This window comes from Bradyrhizobium sp. Ai1a-2 (assembly GCF_000426245.1).
GTDB lineage: Bacteria > Pseudomonadota > Alphaproteobacteria > Rhizobiales > Xanthobacteraceae > Bradyrhizobium.
Window position 1 is genome coordinate 16,488 of record NZ_AUEZ01000022.1, and the last position, 17,680, is coordinate 34,167.

The following is a 17,680-nucleotide window of genomic DNA, read 5'->3' on the forward strand; positions in this document are numbered from 1 at the left end:
CGCCGACCGTTCTGGCCCCGCATAAGCGGGAAGCCGGTAAGCCAGCCTGCCGCTCCGTTTCACGAAAAAAATGCGATGACGAGAGGATCACGCCGGCGCAATCCGTAAGGGTTGCGTCAATGTCACATCGAACATTTGTTTTATGGATGGAAAGCCAGAGTTTGGCGGCACGCGGAACCAAAAGTTCTCAAAGCGGTTCGAACTTGGTTTTGCCCTAACAAATGCCAGGAGGATAAATGGCTCGTCGACCCCTAGGAGCCGGGCTGCTCGCTGCGATTGCATTAACGTGGCCAGTGGATCTTGCGATGCTTCCTTCACCAGCAAACGCGGCCGTTGTGACCGACATGAGTGCGCAGCGTCGACCTCCGGGCGCGCATCGTCCTCCCGGCGCCCATCGTCCTCGTCCACCGGCTGCCCGTCCGCCCGGAGCGCATCGCCCTCGGCCACCTGGTGCGCATCGCCCACGTCCGCCAGGTGTGCATCGTCCCCCAATTGGCGCCCATCGTCCCTGGGCGCGTCCGCCGCGCTACACTTGGCGTCCCGGCGGCGCAATCGCAGCAGGTGCTGCGCTTGGCTTCATCGCGGCCGCAACCGCCGCTGCGTGGGCGGGCGCGCCGCCCGCGCCTGGTCTTTGCTGGTATTACACTGACTGGACGCAACGGCAGGGCTTCTGGGACACTTGTCCGTAGGCTCGACCCGGAGATCGAAAATCAAGAGGGCGCGGTGATCGCGCCCTTTGTTTTGGTGGGCTGATGGCCCGCCGTTAGCGGAAGTGTACATCGTGCTCGACATGGAGCAAGGGAGCGACGTTGGCCGCGCTTGATCCAACCTTACCGTGGCAGCTTCGCGTTTCTGATGTGTTTGATAGCCATGAAGTACGCTGACACTGCAACCATCAGCACACCTACGGCGAACATGACTCCTTCAAAAACCAACACAGTCTCTTCCTTTCACTCACCGGGCCAGGACACCCTCTGAGCGTTCCCTTGCTCATTGATATAGGACGCCGGCGTCTCGGACGCGGTCTTCCGCGGCTTAAATTCGCGTAAGGCGCTCCGTCCTCGATGCTCGACCGCGCATGCAACCTCAAAGCGCGGCTTTCTCGAAAGGTTGCGCATTTGCTGCTTGGGTTCGGGGTGGCGGCGTAGCCGCAACTTCCTGTTGATGCGTGTGAATTGCCACACAGGATACAAATGCGAATCGCTCTAGACTGAAATGGCGTCCCTCAGGCGCGCCTCCCTAACCTTGAGCCCGTCGCCAATGGCGGGCTTCCCTTCAACAGGCGCCCAACGCCAAAGCGTTTTCGAGCAAAGTGGACGCCGGTTCGCGTGAAGAAACGCGTCAATCCAAGAATCTGGTGTTCGCGCTGGTGCACACCTGTGCTCACCGGTGGGGTATCCGCATTCTTACTGAGCCGATTTTCATTCCCTCGTTACAAGCTTCGGCATTTAATTGCCGCATCGTATCACCTGATCATATTCGCGAATTAACCCGGCAGCTGCTACCTGCCGGGTTTTTCGTTTCTGTCCCGAGGGGCCGTCTAACCCTTGAAGAACCCTCTGATGGACGGCTGGATCGTCAAACGGTAAGCGACCGCGCTGTTGCCGCTGAAAGTCTCCAGCGACGTATCGCAAGCGGGGCAGCGATATTCGCCCGGCTCGCCCTTCTCAGACGATAGCTCGATCCTGCGGAATCCCGCCCCACACTTGGGACAGGTCACGTCGTCTTTTCTCATCAGATCACCCTTCGGTATGTGCCAACGCTTTACCCTGCGTTGGGCGGCGGAGCTATGATCTGAGAGTTACGAGTGTAACAACGTACGGACGCGCTACACCATCAGTGCCGCGGTGGATATGTGGCGATCTTACGGTCGCCCTGCCAAAGTTCGACTGCGCAATCTTGCGCGAGTTGCTCGGCCCGTTCCTTGGCCGTGTCCTCGTCGCTGCAAAGCAGATCAATACGGCTGACAATCCTGCCATCAGGCCCAAGCAAATAGGCCCTGTACTCTTCCATCGAAGTCGTCTCGCGTCGCGCGGCTTACGGCCGGCGCGTCATGATTAAAGCGACTCGCGATGGCTTGTCACCGGGAAAAATAGGCAATCTGTTCGCGGATTGGCCGGCGATCTCGCTGAGATCGGCGAGGTCGCTACCTCGCCACGTTCGCCGCCGGTTCACGCCGGCGGACCGCTCCAATCCAGGCGACAGGTCGAAACCAGAGAATTGGTCAAGCTTTGCACAGCCAACCTTTCCTCGTTCAGGCGCCTTTCGACGAACCCGCGCTCAAGGTCCGAGAGATTGGTTCCAAGCAGCCGCCGATATCGGCTGATGTTGCTTCTATGAGCCCGCAGACGGGTGACTTTGTCGTCGGTCATCGAGCATCCAATGTACGGGAGGGGTCGGTTGTGAAGCTGTGGGAATACCGTCGCTACTTAACCCTCGATATGAAGCTTTCGCAGGTTCATCTCGGCCCCAACACTTGGCGGTTGATAAAATTGCGCCGCCGGGCTCGAAATACATTGTCCCGGCGGCGTGTCTCAACTGGTGCCCTGAAATCCCAGCAACGGTATTCTAGCAGGACCATGCTGCGCGAAATGTGAAATAGTTCACACAACAGGCAAAGAAAGCAGCCGAGCGGGACCGGACTGCAAAGGGCAGGGGGTCCCAACTTGGGGGATCTGGTGCGCGCTCATGCAACTTGACCACGAGAGTTTCCCAAGGATGGTTCAATTCCGCCGCTCCGACCATTCAGCGTCGGATGCTCCTTGATCTTGAGCCACACGCCCCCCTGAGGGCGCAGCGTGATCGACGGAAATGGCGTCACCTTGCGATCCGGCAGCCACTCCATCGAGAAACGTTGCGCCATCGTCGTCAGCACCAGAACGGCTTCCATCATGGCGAAACGCTGGCCGATGCAGACGCGCGGTCCGCCGCCGAACGGCATATAGGCGAAGCGGGGCAGCTTACGCTCAAGGTCGCCCATCCAGCGCTCGGGACGGAAAGTCTCCGGGTCCTGGAAGTAATGCGGGTTGCGATGCAGGACCCATGGAATGATGAAGATGGTTGTCCCGGCTTCGAAGGAGTAGCCGCCAAGCTCGAAAGGTTGCACGGATTCCCGGCCGATCGCCCACGCCGGCGGGTAAAGCCGCATCGCTTCCATCACGACGCTTTCGGTGAACTTCAAGCGCGGAAGGTCGTCGGCTGTTACGGGGCGATCGCCCAGCACTTCCGCGATCTCGGCGGCCATGCGCGCTTCCACGCCCGGATACTGGCCGAGCAGGAACCAGGTCCAGGAAAGTGCCAGAGCCGTGGTCTCGTGCCCTGCAAGCAGGAGCGTAATCGCCTCGTCTCGAAGCAGCGAGTCGCTCATAGGCTTTCCCGCCTCGTCGCGCGCTGTCATCAGACGCGACAGAAAGTCATTTCGATGGTCCAGGCCGCCCTTGCGCCGCTCAGCGATCATGGACGAAACAACTCTCTCGGCCGTTCGGATCGCCTGCTGATATCTGAGGTGGCCGGGCAATGGAAACGCGTCCGGAATAAGGATCGGGCGCTTGTAGCGCGATGCGATCTCCACGATGAGATCGTTTACTGCACCGTCCATGTCGCGGATGTCTTGCTCCACCTCAGAATCAAACAGAGTCTTGGCTGCGATGCGCAGTGTCAGTCCCATCATCTCGGGATGGATGTTGATGATCTCGCCATCCTTCCAGCCATCAAGCATCCGGCGGGTAAGGGTCACCATCGCGTCGTCGTAAGCACGAAGTTGCTCGCCGGCGAAGGCAGGCGCAGCCAAGCGCCGCTGGCGCTGCCAAAGCGCGCCTTCGCTGGTCAGCAGGCCTTTGCCGAACACCGCCGTTACATGGCGCCAGAAGAACGTGTGCTTGATGTAGTTTCGATGTTCCTGGACGAGGACCTTCTCGGTCGCGGGCAAGTCGCTGACAAAGAGTGCCTTCCACCCGGCAAGATTGAGCGAGACGAAGTCGCCGTACCGGTCCGCCATTTCGGGAAAGAAGCGAAGCGGGTCCTTGCCGAGCGCCAGCAGGTTTCCAAGCAACGGCACGCCGCGCGGGCCTGGCGGCCGACGCGGCGGAGAACGCCACCCGTCGCTTGTTGGTGCGTCCACGGGAAAAGTTCAGTCCTGCTTTCGGCGGCGCCTGATCAGCCAGTAGACGCCATAGCCAATGGCGAGAATCGGAAGGCCTGCGCCAGCGATCGGCCCGGGGGCTCCGCTGACTTTGTTGTGACCGGGGGCGTACTCGCAATTCCCGTTGTCGTTGCAGGCTTGCGCGGGCAGGGTGACGGTCGTCAGACCAAGCGCCAAAATCGCGGCGGCAATGCCAGAACCGGTCTTCATTCGACTTCTCCTTGATCCTGACGAGATTAAACTGACGAATTAAATATCGCATTAAAAAAATAAATGAGTTAACCTATTTAATGTTCCCGATGTTTTTTGCCGTGCTCGCACGTCGCAAGGAGATGCCTGCCGGGTTCGGCGCCGGAAGAAGCCGCTGGTTCAGTCGCAGCCATATTTCCACTCGCTGACAGCTCGAACTGGGCAAGGACGTCAGCAGCAACCTCCTGGTGCAAATGGAGATGCCGATCAGGCAGGGAGAGCGGCGGCCGTTGATGCGAGCAAGGTCCATCACGGCCAATCGGGAACATGCAATGCGCTATGGCGTTCTATCGGCAGGAAGAGGAATCGCCATGGATAGTCTGACCAAGAGGGATCAACGCGACCGCTCCAAGATCAACATGCACGAGGACTTCGAGGTCAAGTACTGGACCAGAGAACTCGGGATAACGAGAGAGCGGCTGCAGAAGGTTGTCGACAAGGTTGGCAATAGCGCCGCCACGGTCCGGAAGGAGCTGGGCAGATGAAGGTGGACGAGCAGGCGATCCGAGCGCGCGCCTTTCGATTGTGGGAAGCGGCGGGAAGCCCCGAAGGTGAAGAAGAGCGTTACTGGTACGAAGCGGAGCGCCAGCTCAAGCAAGAGCAGATCCAGCACGAGTTGAAGATGCCGGATACCTTGTGAACCGGAACGGCGCTCAAGCAGCAACGGTTGGAACAGTGCAGCTGCGGTCATGGCAGACGACGCAAACAGATTCCGCAAGCAGGCCGAAGAGTGCCGTCAGCACGCCGCCAAGGCCGTAGGCCCGCTTGAGAAAGAGCAATGGCATCGGCTTTCGGAGGAATGGCTGAAGCTGGCGCAGGCGACGGAGGACGGACGCTCTCGCTGCAGCGAAACGAGACCGGCGTGACGGCTTGCTAGATACCCAGCACCCAAACGGCGACGATGGTGCCGAGCACGGCGAGGCCGCTGATGGTCCAGCCGGTGAGGTACGCCCCGCTGCCAGCCTCGGGCTGATCGACCATGGTATCGTGCCAATCGGTCATGACGGCCTCCATCCATTGCCTCCCGGAAGTAGGTCGCCGCAGACGGCTCAAGGTTCAAAGCGCGAACGCGGCGCAGATGGTCTGCGCCGCGTTCGAGCTGGATCAGGCAAACGAGCCGGCTATTTCGCGCTTCGCTTGGGTTTGCGCACCGCGCGGACCTTGCCGCTGGTGCCCCCGCCGCAGAAGAATTGATCGCGTCCGTCGGACTCGAGCCCTGACACGCTGACGCCGGGCGGCAGCGCGAGGCGCTCCAGGGCCTCTCCGGTCTTGGGATCAATTCTGGTCAGATCGCCTTCGTCGCCTTCCCAGGTGCCGTGCCAAAGCTCGCCGTCGATCCAGGTGACGCCGGTGACGAAGCGGTTGGACTGGATGGTGCGGAGGATCGCTCCGGTTTTGGGGTCGATCTGGTGGATCTTCCGCTCACGGTACTGCCCGACCCAGAGCGTGCCTTCGGCCCAGGCCAGCCCTGAATCTGCGCCGCCGCCGGGCGCGGGGATCGTGGCGAGCACGCGGCCGCTCTTCGGATCGATCTTCTGGATGCGGTTCTCAGCGATTTGAAACAAATGCTGGCCGTCGAAGGCCGTCCCCGCATGCGCCGGCACATCGATGGATTGCACCGTGTCCCCGCTCGCCGGATCCATGGCGCTGATCCGGTCGCCGGACGCGAACCAGACCAGCTTGCCGTCGTATGTCAGCCCATGAACGTGGTCGACGCCCGGGAATGGGCCGTATTCGCGGATGATTTCGGCTGCTGACGTGATCATGCTTCCTCCTCGCTGTTCGAAAGTGGAGGCACCCTAGCCATTTGGCAGCGGCGCGGTGAGTAACAACGTCGTCGCGAAACCCGGCAAAGGCGGGGTCATCCAGCGGCGCGCGCGCCCGCGGCCGAACCACTGCACCTTGTCTCTTGCCGCGAGCTCGTCGAGCGCCCGCTGCACGGTGCGCTGACTGGAGCCGAGCGCCAGCGCCAGCGCCGAGCTCGACCACGACTCCCCGTCGGCGAGAAAGGCGAGCACCTCCGCATGCTCCTCTTCGACCGGGCGCGCCAGCACGACGATGTCGCGGGCGTGGTGCGGCACCAGCGCGAACCCCTGCTTGGTCGCGCTGACGTCGGCGAGCATGCGAAGCATGCCGCGAAGCCGCCCGATCTCGACCCGCAGCCGCGCGCGATGCGATTCATCGGCATGCTTGCCGCGGAATGCCCGCGCGACCAGCGTCTCCCTGGTCACGTCGTTCGGCCAGGCTTCGGCCAGCGCGCGGGCAAGCGCGAACAACACCGGACGCGTGGCGAGCGAGACCGTCGTGTCGCGCTCGCGCAGGACATAGCGGCACGCGTCCACGACCAGCGACTTCGACGCCAGCAACGCTTCGATCTCATCGAGCAGGAGCGGACGCTCCTCGCCGCGTGCGATCAGGCGCGCCGCTGACGTGCCGAGCAGCAGGGCCGCGCTTTCGACTTCCGCCGTCAGTGCGGGGATCCGTGCCTGCCGCGCCGCGACCTCTGCCCGCGCTAGCGCGGCGCGGGCCGGCTCGGTCCGGATGCGGCGCATCGCGATGCCGGCAACGACCAGTTCGTGCGCGGCCCTCGAGGCGGGCGGGAAGGGCGCAGGGTCGAGTTCGGCAAGCCTGCGCTCGGCGTCGTCGAGGCGTCCGATCAGGAGCAGGCGGCGGATCTCGAGATAGCGAGCATGCGCGGCGTTGACGAAATCGCTGTGCGCTTCGAGCGTCGCCCGCGCGGCGTCGAGTGCCTTGGCGGGGAAGCCGAGGTCGCGGGAAGCGAGCGCGATCTCGGCCTCCGCGACGACGCATCTGGCGCGCGCGATCGCCTCCTTCGGGCCGAAGGCGCGCGCAGCGCTGCGCAGCAGAGCCTTGGCGCGGACGAAATCGCCGAGCTGCGCCATCGCGATCCCGCGAAGCGCCAGCGCCGCCGCATCCTCGCGCAGCGCCACGCGGTTCAATGCGCCGAGTGGATCGCCCATCGCGAGCGCACGCGCAGCGGCCGTGATCAGCGAGTCCATGAAAATCCCGTCACACTTGTCACTCTCACCCCTTCCGCGACCGGTCCTAGTCTACCTCACCGTTACAGACCAGTACGCAGCGAGGAGGCAAAAGGAGGCCAACCCATGGTCGACTGGACGATCCTTTCCCCAACATTCCTCACCGCCACGGTGCAGTGGGCTGAGGCCGTCGTCACGGTGCTGACGGTCGGCCCGGGCCACTCGACGAGCGATAGCAAGAGGTGAACTTGGCGATGACGACAAACTGTTCAAAGCTCGACGTTGATGCTCGTTCGACGGTCACAACGAGGATGTCGGCGGCCGACTGGCTATCGCTCGCGGCCGCGCCGACCTTCGCGGTCATGGCGCTGTTGACCGCTTGTGTCGGCGGCGCGCCCGATATGCTCTGCTCGCAAGGCACGTCGCCGTTTGGGGGAATGGTCCCGATGTACCTGCTGATGACCGCCTTCCATTCGGGGCCGTGGCTCAGGCTGATCGCGAGGCGACGAAGCGGCTAGGTAGCGAACCGCCGCATCCGGAAGCGGCGCAACTGGATCACAGCCCCCACATTCGATAATCTCACTGCCACCGGCACAAACGCCGGGCGTCGATTTCCCGCATGGTGGAATGGGACGCATCAACCAACAAGAACACGGGGGAAGCGTCTCCAATGAAGGAATTTGCAGGGAAGATTGCCGTGATCACGGGCGGCGGCACGGGCATGGGGCGCGAGCTGGCGCGCCAGCTCGTGGCGGAGGGCTGCAATGTTGCGATGTGCGACGTCTCAGCGGAAGCCATGGCGGAGACGAAGCGGCTCTGCGAAACGGAGAAGCTGCCGCAGGGATTGCGCGTCACGACCCATGTCGCCGACGTCTCGATCGAGGATCATTTCAAGCGCTTTCGCGACGAGCTGATGGAACAGCAGGCGACCGACAAGATCCACCTGCTGTTCAACAATGCCGGCATCGGCGGTGGTGGCAGCCTGTTCACCAATACGCGCGAGCAGTGGGAGCGCACCTTCAACATCTGCTGGGGCGGCGTCTATCTCGGCGTACGCACCTTCCTGCCGCTGCTGGTGAAGGCGGACGAGGGGCACATCGTCAACACCTCCAGCGTCAACGGGTTCTGGGCGAGCGTCGGCATGGGCGTGGCGCACACCGCCTACAGCGCGGCGAAATTCGCGGTGAAGGGATTCAGCGAGGCGCTGATGAACGACCTCAGGCTGAATGCGCCGCATATCAAGTGCTCGGTGGTGATGCCCGGCCATATCGGCACCTCGATCGTCTCCAATTCGCGGAAGGTGCAGATCGGTACCGATTCCGACCGGCTGACCGAACAGGAGATCCTGCAGGCGCGCCAGCGCATGAAGGGCGCAGGCATCGATGTCGATGCAATGTCGGACGAAGAAATCCAGCAGGCCGCGCTCGACCGGGCGCGGACGTTCCACGATGACGCGCCGACCACGGCGGCCGCCGCGGCCAGGATCATCCTCGACGGCGTCAAGGCCGATCGCTGGCGTATCCTGGTCGGCGAGGACGCCCATGTGCTGGACGAGCGCGTGCGCCAGACGCCGGAACTGGCATACACGCCGGAATTCCTCGAGCGCATCAAGTCGGATATCGGCTGGCGATTGGGTTAGTTACCCCCGCGCCACGCGGAGGCGAGAGTTCGGCTGATAGGCGAGCCGGGCGTGGCCTGCGCAATAGGGCAGGCCGTCGACCGGCCGGTTGCCACAGAAGCGGAAATCGGTGGCGTCTGGCGTCTCGACCGGCCAGCGGCAGCGCTGCTCGTCGAGTTCGAGCAGCGAACAGCAATGGCCGTTGGCGATCGGCTCCTCCGGCGGCGCCTCGCCGTATTCGGCCTGCAGCATCCGGATCTGATGCCGCACTGTCCTTGCGCGGGCTGCGCGGGGAGAGGCCTTGCGCGGCGGCCGTTCGGCGTCGTCGCGCGGTTCCCGTGTCAGGTTGAGGCGGGAGAGCTTGCCGATCACGGCGTTGCGGCTGACACCGATGTCGACGGCGATCTCGCGGCAGGTCAGTCCGGCATCGAAGCAGCGTTTCAACTGTTCGACGCGTTCGGTGGTCCAGATCGATAGGATAGCGGTCATGGCGATGGTCCCAGGTTGCCGGAAGGTTTCCGGGTTGGCTTGACCACCCTTCAGTCGGACCGTTTGACGCCTCGCTTCACGGCTTGCCGTTGTCACGGATCGACAACAGCCCATCCTTGATGGCGAGGCGGATGCCTTCCTCGATCAAGGTCCGGGCGACGCCGGGGACGCTGGTGCCATGGGTACCCTGTCTCACCAGCTTCTCCATGTAAGCGATGGTCGAGAGCGCCAACGTGACGGGAATGCGATCGGTCTCGGCTTTCTCCGTGGCCATGGCAAAACGCTAGCCTTTTACGCCTGTACAGAAAAGTATCTATTCAGACTCTATTTAGTTTTGCACTGGTGAGTCAAATTGATTCGCTTTTCGCGCTCTATCTTATTGGAAAATCGTGGGAAAATTTCAGACGGCCCTGGGGATAACGCGCGCAGCCGGTGTACATCGCCCAGAGCGCGGGCGCTGAGGGCGCGGCGAAACGCGCATGGAATCTCCGATTTATGGGATTGCTTCCGGTCGCCCGGGCCGACGATGATGCAGTGGGAATGCGGGCGCGATGACGGTAACGAACGGGCTCTACACCATCCAGATCGAGATGACCGAGGGCGGGCAGGGCCGCGCCAACGGCGTCATCGTGCTGCACGACGGCAAGATCGCGGGCGGAGATTCGTATTTCTACTACTCAGGCTCCTACAGCGGCGATCGCGGCAAATGGCGCGGCGAGCTCACCACCAGCGAGCACACCAAGTCTGCCGGCGTGCTGCCGTTGTTCGGCGGGCGCGATGTGACCTGCGGCTTTACTGGCCTCTATTCGGCCGACACGGCGCAGGTGAGCGGGACGGCGCTGGTCGGAAAAACCAGCGTCATGTTCGTTGCTAGGCTGATGCTGCGCTCGAAATTATGAGGTCGGGGACGCCTTGACCTCGACCTTGACAGGGAATTTCTGCAGCAGGCGGCCGGCCGTCTCCGCCTTGTCGGGCGCGGCGTTGACGCGCAGATACAGCCCACGCGCTGGATCGGTGATCGCTTCCACGTTCACCTCTCTGGCGAGACCTTCCGTGGCAAGCAATTCGCGCGCGGCGTCTCCGGCAGCGATCTCGCGCAGCTTCGGCTTGAAGATCTTGCCGACCGGTGTCACCGGCATTTCCGAGATCACCGAGACCGAGCGTGGCCGCGCCGGTGGCTCCGGAATATTCTCCTGCACGAACGCGGCGAGTGCCTGCGGATCGATCTGGACGCCGGGCTGGGTCGAGACGAACAGCATCGGCACCTCGCCGGCGTAAGCGTCGGGGCGTCCGACGGCTGCTGCGAGCGCGACGCCCGGAAATTGCAACGCCGCGTCCTCGATGGACCGCGGATCGATATTGTGGCCGCCGCGGATGATGACGTCCTTGGCGCGGCCCATGATGTAGACGAAGCCGTCGGCGTCGATCCGGCAGATATCGCCGGTGCGCAGCCAGCCGTCGTAGAACGCATCCTCTGTCTGTTTCTTGTCGACGTAACCCGCGAAGACCTGCGGCCCGCGGGTCAGCAGTTCGCCGACCGGCGAAGGCCACGGACCGGTGTGCAGCTTGCCGCCCGCGAGGATCGCAAGCTCGACCAGCGGATTGCGGGTGCCGACGGCTTCGGGACGCGGCTTGATGCCGTGGACGTCATGGGTGATGGCGCCGGCAAGCTCGGTCATGCCGTAGAGCTGCTGGATGCAGGGACCGCCCCAGGTCGCCAGATAGCGGCGCTCGATCTCCAGCGGGCAGATCGACGCGCCGGTGGCGGTCACGCGCAGCGACGAGATGTCGGCGTCTCCGACCGGAACGCTGGCGATGGCGCCGAGCGCCGTCGGCACATTGCCGTTGATGTTGACGCGGTACTTCTCGACGATCTTCCAGAAATTCGTGATCAACGCCGGATCGCGCGGGCCGGCGGGGCCGGGGATGAACATGGTCGCGCCGGCGGACAGGCAGTTCGCCACCGTGCAGAACAGGCCGCCGACATGGAACAGCGGCAGCGTGATCGTGCAGCGCTCGCCCTTTCGGAAGTCGAGCGCCATGCGCGAAGAGACAGAGGAGGCGACCATCGCGCGATTGGTGAGCCGCGCCACCTTGGGATGGCCGGTGGTGCCGCCGGTCGGCAGCATCACGGCGACGCGGTCGGCCTCGGATACATCCTTCGACCGGCCGTAATCGTCACGCCAGGCCGGATCGGGCTGCAGGATTTCGCCATCGAACGAAATGGTGCCGTCGAGCGGCACGATCACGATGCGCTTCAGCGTGGGTACGTCGCGCTGCAGGCCCTCGATCTTCTCGTAAAGTCCGCCCGGCATGCCCGGTGGCGGCGCCAGCAACAGTTTTGCTTGCACCGCATTGAGCTGGGCGATGATGGCTTCACGCGTGAACAGGAGATTGAGCGGCTCGGCGATGCCGCAGGCCGCCGCGCCCCAGATCGCGGCAATCGCGGCGGGGCAGCTCGGGAGCAGGATCGCGATCGCATCGTCCTTGCCGATGCCTTCACGGCGGAAGAAGTTTTCCGCCGCCTTGATCGAGCCCATGAGCTGATCGTTCGAGAGGGTGACCGGATTGGGATCGAGGGGCGAGCGCAGATAGATGACGCCTTCCGCATTGGGATCGCCGAGCGGACCGCGGGCGATCAGATCGAGGATGCGTGGGCAGGCGGCAAGGTCCTGCCGCATTTCCTGCTCGCGGGCGGCTTCTTCCGCCGGCGCTAGTCTCTCTTTCAGCATGTGTCTCCCTGCCGTTCTTGTTTTCGTTGTTTGATTGTATCGGGCCAATACTATCGAGCGCAGCTTGCGAAGCACAAGTGCGGCAATCGGTCATTCCCGGACTGAGCGTAGCATCGAATCCGGAAATGCCGCGGTCACGAAACGGAGCACGCTGGCGATTCCGGGCTCGCATTTTCGTGCGTCCCGGAATGGCGGCGGCAGGTCAGCCGTGCACGATCGCCTTTGCGATCATGCAGTGGATCCCTTTCGAGCCGTTCACGGTTTGCGTTACCCGCAGATCGGCGGCGAGGCTGCACAGCGTGTACGCGTCCTCGCGCGACAGATTCCGCTTTTCGCCCAGCAGCGCGATCATGTCACGCAGCGCGCGCACCACGCATTGGTCGAGGTCCGGGTCCATCGCCATCGTCATGTAGTGATCGGCGGTCTCGGCGCGGGGATAGTTGAGCCGCAGGTCCTTGCGCAGCGTCAATTTGAAGCGACCCTGCAGCGCGGTCTCGATCGCGGTGACGCAGACCTCACCGTCGCCCTGCACGCCGTGACCGTCGCCACAGGAGAACAGCGCGCCGGGCACGAACACCGGCAAATAGAGTTTTGCGCCCGGCCCGAGCTCCTTGTTGTCGAGATTGCCGCCCATCGCGCGCGGGATCAGCGAGGTGATGCGGCCCCAGGCCGGCGGCGGCGCCACGCCCATCACGCCGAAGAACGGCTTTAGCGGCAGCTGCAATCCCCAGGGCAGGTGGCCGACCATGCGCTCGTGGTCGAGCGGGATGTTGAGGATGCGCGGTTCATGGAAATCATCGGTCAGGGTGCCGGAGAGCGGTCGGATCAGGTTGTAGCCCCAGTCCTGCCGCAGGCTGACATCGAGGATATCGACCTCCAGCACGTCGCCGGGCTCGGCACCCTCGACCGCGATCGGGCCGGTGAGGATGTGACCCGGCAGCATCCGTTCGGACTTCGCATGGATTTCCGCAAGCTCCGGCGGAATGTGAAACTTGGCCCGGTCGGGTACCACGTCGGGGCTGCCGCTGACGGAGTCGATGGTGACCTCGTCGCCGCTCTTGATCGCGAGCACCGGCTTCAGTTTTGCTTCGAAAAAGCCCCAGTGGCAGGTCTCGGGGCTCGCGGGAAGATGATGATGTGTCATGGGATTTCTCGGGCAGGGTATGTACAGCGTTGTCGAGCGAAGCGGACACCGGTTCGCGCAGCAATCGAGCTTATACAGATTGCTTTGACTTATCTGCGTAGAAAACGCGTAAAAAATCCAGAGCTTCGGTTCTGATTCAATCACCGTAGCTCCAGGTAGAATGCCGGTCCGTTTGCTGCTATGGCGCTTCCCAGCTTGAACGGATCGGAGGCCGCCGCGGGTGTTTTTTGTGCTGTCGAAGACGCTCGGCATCATGCTGCTTCCGGCCAATTTCCTGATCGGCATCGGAGTGCTCGGCGCGATCCTGCTCGCGACGCGGTTTGCCGCGTTTGGCCGCAAGCTTCTGGTCGCAGTCATGGTGCTGCTTGTCGTGGCTGGGTTCTCGCCGCTCGGAAACCTGCTGCTCTACCCGCTGGAGTCACGCTTTCCGCCGTGGAATCCGGCGGAAGGCACGCCCGATGGCATCATCGTGCTTGGCGGTTCGGTCGATTCCGACGTTTCGGCCTCGCACAATACGCCGATCGTGCGTAACGCAGCCGACCGCATCATCGCCGCGGCCGAGCTTGCGCGAAAATATCCGAATGCCCGCGTGGTGTTTTCCGGCGGTAGCGCCAACCTGATTTCCAATGATGCCAAAGAGGCCGATTACGTGGTGGAGATCTTCGAAAGCCTCGGCATCGCGAAATCGCGGCTGACCATGGAGCGGCAATCGCGCAACACGTGGGAGAACGCCGAATTCTCCAAGGCACTGGTGGCCCCGAAACCGGGCGAGCGCTGGCTCCTGGTGACTTCGGCGTTCCACATGCCGCGATCCGTTGGGCTGTTCCGGAAAGTAGGATTTCCGGTCGAGCCTTATCCGGTCGACTGGCGAGTCGGAACAGGCGACGACATCTTCTGGTTCACCAACACCGCGCTCGATGGATTGTCGCGAACCGATCTTGCGGTGCGCGAGTGGATGGGCCTGATCGCCTATCGCGCGGTAGGCCGAACCGACACGTTGCTGCCGGGGCCGTCGACCGACTAGGGCGTGAACCCATAAATCGGAATGAGTGTGAGATTGATGGAAAGCGGTCGTCCGCTTGCATCTAGTCACGATAAGGATAGGCTTTACCCAATGGAGCCTGAATACCTGCATCTTCGCCCGGAGCAACCGCCACCCGAATTTGCGTCGAGGCCGTTTCGAGCAATCATTATTGCCGACGAGGCGGTCAGCGAAGCGTGGCGGAACCAGATCTCGACATGGCTTATAGAAGTCGGGTGCCTCTATGTCGTCGCGTGGGGCATTGATTGCGAGGCATGGCACGATAGCGTTGACTGGGCGAATCTCGATGCGTTCAACTTCGGCGACATTCCAGATGACCGCCTTGTGATGACCATCTGGCATGACAACGAACCTTTGTCAGAAGCGCTGTGGTTTGGCGGCAATTGGGCCTTTCACCCCCACATCGAACTGAGCGAAACGATCATTATCCATGCCGCTCAGGAAGAGCGACGCTCAGGCATATTGCAGGCCTACCACGACAGCCAAAAATTGGCCGAGGACAGCTAAAATATGGATCTGGAGCATTCTCCTTAACCTGCAGATCGTCGTCGATACTGTTGCGATGCCAAAGAAGCTTCCATACCGCGCCGAATACTAATTCAGTCTCGATCGAGATCATTGTCTCGGTCGTTCCCGAGGCCGCTTACTCAGAGAGCTTGGTAAGCGCCTCGCCCTTATGAGCGGCAATATGGTCCGTCTTGCTGCTCTTGATCTCGTACTGCGGTGATTCCGGGCTCGCGTGATGCGTATAGCCCTTGTAATTGAAATCCTTGACATGAACCCGGATGATCGTGCCGCTGACATGCCCAGCTTCCGAGTTCCACCGGACTCGATCGCCGACCTTGAATCGTTCAGCCATTCGCAGCCTCCTTGTCTAGCGAACAGTACAGGCCACTACCAAACGCATTCTAACGGTCTATCTTCATCGTGTGAAGCAACGCCGTCCGATCTCCATTTGCATGATGCCGATCGAAATCAATCCCATCTACACGGTCGGTCACGCGACGCGCAGCATCGGCGAATTCGTCGAGCTCCTGAAAGTCGGTTCAGTCGGGATGGTCGTTGATATCCGTAGCTTCCCGCGGTCACGAACCAACCCGCAGTTCAATATCGACAAGCTACCTGAGGCACTTTCGGCTTGGCAGATCGGTTATATCTGGATCGAGGAACTCGGCGGCCGACGAGCGAAATCGAAAACGGTACCACCCGAAGTCAATAGCTTCTGGATCAACCAGAGTTTCCACAACTATGCGGACTACGCGCTCTCTGACGAGTTTCGCAGGGGCTTATCGCAACTCGAGCAATTGAGCTTGGGGCGGAGATGCGCGATCATGTGCTCGGAAGCCGTCTGGTGGCGTTGCCATCGACGGTTCGTGGCGGATTACCTTCTCTACCACGGACGAGATGTCTTCCACTTGATGGGACCGGCGCGCGCTGAAATTGCCAGCATGACCGCCGCGGCGCGCGAGCATGGCGTATCACTCGTCTATCCGCCGTAGTGATGTCATGCAATGGCGCGTTCACTCTTGCGGCATTCCGGCCTTGTGCAGCCCGCTCCTGAACCGCTGATGAAATTGCGCGAACGCGGGATTGTCATCGGGGACGTAGTCCCACTGCGCCACGGTCCGTGTCCACGTAGCCGGGAGCGAGAGATATCGCGCCAGCGTCGCGCGTGCTTCGGCATCTTGCCCGGCCAGAGCGAGCTGTGAGGCCAGAGCAGCAAGGATGATCGGCGTCTCCGGAGAAGCGGCAGCCGCGCGGCGCAACCATACGAGGGCCTCGTCGTCCTGGCCCATCTGGAAGTACGCCAAGCCCTTGAACAGCAGGAATATTGGCGTTGCGGGATCGCGCGGGCTGAGACGCGTTCCACGGTCGACATAGGCGAGTATCTGTTCAGGCCGGGCAAGGAAGAAGTTGAGAACTGCGAGAGCCCTGTAAGCGTCGACCGAACTCGGGTTCAGCGCCAAACAGCGTTCGGCGGCGGCGACAGCGTCGCTGACGCGGCGTCTGCCTTCGAGTACGGTGGCTTTGGCGCAGTGTGCCGCATAATAGCCGGGATCGACCTCGAGCGCCCGCGACACCAGCGTATTGGCCTGCTCCAGATCAGCCTCCCGGTCGGGACTTTGCACGCGCGACACGCGCGAACCATAATAGGTCGCCAGCCGGACCAGCGCCCGGACGTTGCGGGGATCGATGCGAAGCGCGCGTTCGCAGAGATCGAGGCGAGGGGTCGTGACTTCGCCAGTGAGGCGATAGGCGGAGGCCTCGCACTGCATCGCCAGATCCTCGGCGTCGACATTCGACGCCGCATCGCTCGGGGAACGACTGACCTCCGCTTGCATCAGTTCGCCCTGAAGCGCACTGGCGAGCCGCGCGACGATTTCATCCTGCGTCCGCAGCAGATCGGCACGATTGACGTCAAAACGATCCGACCAGAGTGTGGACAGGGCCTGCGTATCGACCAGCCTCGCGTTGATGCGCAGCGATCCATCGCTTCGTAGCACGCTGCCCTCGAGCGCGTAGCGCACGCCAAGCTCGCGACCGATTTGCTTGATGTCGACGACTTTGCCCTTCAGGCTGAGCGCACTGCCGGCGGAGATGACGGTCGAGCCGCGCAGCCGCGACAATGCGCTCGTGAGGTCTTCTGTGACGACATCGCCGAGATAGTCCTGGGCTGGATCGCCGTTCAGATTGGCGAAAGGGAGCACCACCAGCGACAGGCGCGGCGGGACGCTCGTCTGCTGCCACCAGCGCATGCCGTACCAGGCTCCGCCGGCCAGCGCGAAAATGGCGACCATCGACAGCAGCGCGGGCGTCCATCGCCGTCTCCTGACGTCATGCTTCTCGGGAGCCGGCGTTTCGACAGATACCGAGACGACCGGATTATCGTCCAGTCTCGTCACGGGTCCGACATAGGCGTAGCCGCGTCGCGACACGGTCTTGATCATCGTCTGGTCGGTGTCCCCAAGCGCGGCCCGGACCTCGCTCACGCAGCGGGTCAGCGAGTCCTCGGTCACGACGACGCCGGGCCAGATTTTTGACAGCAACTCGTCCTTGGTGACGAGGCGGCCGGCGTGGGTGACCAGATATTGCAGCAGGGCAAAGCTCTTGGGCCGCAATGGAATCTCGGCGCCATTGCGGCACAGATGGCCGAGCGAGAGGTCGAGCGTCGCTTCACCGATCAGGTACCGATCCGCCGACATCCAGATCCTGCCCCTCCGGGCCGATTTCAGCCGCTACCGCCGCAGAGTCCGCGTTTTCAGCGC

20 protein-coding genes are annotated in these 17,680 nt (G+C 62.6%); 9 read left to right on the forward strand and 11 right to left on the reverse strand.

Annotated elements, in window-relative coordinates; translation table 11 throughout:
- Positions 1-236: 236 nt before the first annotated feature.
- The gene (locus K288_RS54725; protein WP_244443161.1) at positions 237-689 is read left to right on the forward strand and encodes a hypothetical protein; all 453 of its coding nucleotides are present in this window, start codon (positions 237-239) and stop codon (positions 687-689) included.
- A 1,997-nt stretch (positions 690-2,686) separates the two neighbouring features.
- Here the strand turns inward: K288_RS54725 and K288_RS45755 are convergent.
- Together K288_RS45755 and K288_RS0116735 are read right to left on the reverse strand one after the other, a co-directional pair.
- Positions 2,687-4,120 carry a cytochrome P450 gene (locus K288_RS45755; RefSeq protein ID WP_051334579.1) on the reverse strand — a complete coding sequence of 478 codons (1,434 nt, stop codon included), beginning with the start codon at positions 4,118-4,120 and terminating at the stop codon, positions 2,687-2,689.
- A gap of 9 nt (positions 4,121-4,129) precedes the next feature.
- Complete coding sequence (locus tag K288_RS0116735; RefSeq protein ID WP_027580589.1) at positions 4,130-4,351, reverse strand: hypothetical protein; 222 nt, start codon at positions 4,349-4,351, stop codon at positions 4,130-4,132.
- A gap of 350 nt (positions 4,352-4,701) precedes the next feature.
- Between K288_RS0116735 and K288_RS50650 the strand changes: the two genes are divergently transcribed.
- Together K288_RS50650 and K288_RS50655 are read left to right on the forward strand one after the other, a co-directional pair.
- Entirely contained in the window at positions 4,702-4,875 is a 174-nt protein-coding gene (locus K288_RS50650) for a DUF3606 domain-containing protein (protein ID WP_084799633.1), read from the forward strand.
- Positions 4,872-5,030, forward strand: a complete 159-nt coding sequence (locus K288_RS50655) for a DUF2934 domain-containing protein (RefSeq protein WP_084799629.1) — start codon at positions 4,872-4,874, stop codon at positions 5,028-5,030. Before K288_RS50650 ends, K288_RS50655 begins: the two co-directional genes overlap by 4 nt.
- A gap of 233 nt (positions 5,031-5,263) precedes the next feature.
- Here the strand turns inward: K288_RS50655 and K288_RS55510 are convergent, their stop codons facing one another.
- From K288_RS55510 to K288_RS0116765, 3 genes are all read right to left on the reverse strand, one after another.
- Positions 5,264-5,392: a hypothetical protein gene (locus K288_RS55510; RefSeq protein WP_256378829.1), complete on the reverse strand. Its 129-nt coding sequence runs from the start codon at positions 5,390-5,392 to the stop codon at positions 5,264-5,266.
- 119 nt (positions 5,393-5,511) lie between these two features.
- Positions 5,512-6,156, reverse strand: coding sequence for a PQQ-binding-like beta-propeller repeat protein (locus tag K288_RS0116760; RefSeq protein WP_027580590.1), 645 nt, complete (start codon positions 6,154-6,156; stop codon positions 5,512-5,514).
- 33 nt (positions 6,157-6,189) lie between these two features.
- Positions 6,190-7,410 carry a hypothetical protein gene (locus tag K288_RS0116765; RefSeq protein WP_027580591.1) on the reverse strand — a complete coding sequence of 407 codons (1,221 nt, stop codon included), beginning with the start codon at positions 7,408-7,410 and terminating at the stop codon, positions 6,190-6,192.
- Positions 7,411-7,700: 290 nt separating this feature from the next.
- Here K288_RS0116765 and K288_RS0116770 point away from each other — a divergent pair, with 290 nt between their 5' ends.
- Both K288_RS0116770 and K288_RS0116775 read left to right on the forward strand, forming a co-directional pair.
- Complete coding sequence (locus tag K288_RS0116770) at positions 7,701-7,907, forward strand: hypothetical protein (RefSeq protein ID WP_064737330.1); 207 nt, start codon at positions 7,701-7,703, stop codon at positions 7,905-7,907.
- A gap of 152 nt (positions 7,908-8,059) precedes the next feature.
- A complete protein-coding gene (locus tag K288_RS0116775; RefSeq protein WP_027580593.1) occupies positions 8,060-9,028 on the forward strand; it encodes an SDR family NAD(P)-dependent oxidoreductase in 969 nt (322 codons plus the stop codon).
- Here the strand turns inward: K288_RS0116775 and K288_RS0116780 are convergent, their stop codons facing one another.
- Positions 9,029-9,496 carry a GcrA family cell cycle regulator gene (locus tag K288_RS0116780; protein WP_027580594.1) on the reverse strand — a complete coding sequence of 156 codons (468 nt, stop codon included), beginning with the start codon at positions 9,494-9,496 and terminating at the stop codon, positions 9,029-9,031.
- A gap of 76 nt (positions 9,497-9,572) precedes the next feature.
- Positions 9,573-9,770 (reverse strand): hypothetical protein, encoded by a 198-nt coding sequence (locus K288_RS0116785; protein ID WP_027580595.1) that lies wholly within the window; start codon positions 9,768-9,770, stop codon positions 9,573-9,575.
- A gap of 277 nt (positions 9,771-10,047) precedes the next feature.
- On the opposite strand from K288_RS0116785, the gene K288_RS0116790 reads away from it, so the two are divergent.
- On the forward strand, positions 10,048-10,395 hold the full coding sequence (locus tag K288_RS0116790; RefSeq protein WP_027580596.1) for a GrlR family regulatory protein: 348 nt from the start codon (positions 10,048-10,050) through the stop codon (positions 10,393-10,395).
- Here the strand turns inward: K288_RS0116790 and K288_RS0116795 are convergent.
- Together K288_RS0116795 and K288_RS0116800 are read right to left on the reverse strand one after the other, a co-directional pair.
- Complete coding sequence (locus K288_RS0116795) at positions 10,390-12,228, reverse strand: AMP-binding protein (protein WP_027580597.1); 1,839 nt, start codon at positions 12,226-12,228, stop codon at positions 10,390-10,392. The genes K288_RS0116790 and K288_RS0116795 overlap by 6 nt on opposite strands.
- A 202-nt stretch (positions 12,229-12,430) precedes the next feature.
- Positions 12,431-13,372, reverse strand: coding sequence for an acetamidase/formamidase family protein (locus K288_RS0116800; protein WP_027580598.1), 942 nt, complete (start codon positions 13,370-13,372; stop codon positions 12,431-12,433).
- 220 nt (positions 13,373-13,592) lie between these two features.
- Here K288_RS0116800 and K288_RS0116805 point away from each other — a divergent pair, with 220 nt between their 5' ends.
- The gene (locus tag K288_RS0116805; RefSeq protein ID WP_027580599.1) at positions 13,593-14,396 is read left to right on the forward strand and encodes a YdcF family protein; all 804 of its coding nucleotides are present in this window, start codon (positions 13,593-13,595) and stop codon (positions 14,394-14,396) included.
- Positions 14,397-14,486: 90 nt separating this feature from the next.
- A complete protein-coding gene (locus K288_RS0116810; RefSeq protein WP_027580600.1) occupies positions 14,487-14,921 on the forward strand; it encodes a hypothetical protein in 435 nt (144 codons plus the stop codon).
- Between the two features lie 136 nt (positions 14,922-15,057).
- On the opposite strand, the gene K288_RS0116815 is transcribed toward K288_RS0116810, so the two are convergent.
- The gene (locus K288_RS0116815) at positions 15,058-15,273 is read right to left on the reverse strand and encodes a DUF2945 domain-containing protein (protein WP_027580601.1); all 216 of its coding nucleotides are present in this window, start codon (positions 15,271-15,273) and stop codon (positions 15,058-15,060) included.
- A gap of 100 nt (positions 15,274-15,373) precedes the next feature.
- Between K288_RS0116815 and K288_RS0116820 the strand changes: the two genes are divergently transcribed.
- Positions 15,374-15,913 carry a DUF488 family protein gene (locus K288_RS0116820; RefSeq protein ID WP_043160056.1) on the forward strand — a complete coding sequence of 180 codons (540 nt, stop codon included), beginning with the start codon at positions 15,374-15,376 and terminating at the stop codon, positions 15,911-15,913.
- Positions 15,914-15,934: 21 nt separating this feature from the next.
- On the opposite strand, the gene K288_RS45765 is transcribed toward K288_RS0116820, so the two are convergent.
- A complete protein-coding gene (locus tag K288_RS45765) occupies positions 15,935-17,617 on the reverse strand; it encodes a winged helix-turn-helix domain-containing protein (protein WP_051334580.1) in 1,683 nt (560 codons plus the stop codon).
- Positions 17,618-17,680: the final 63 nt, after the last annotated feature.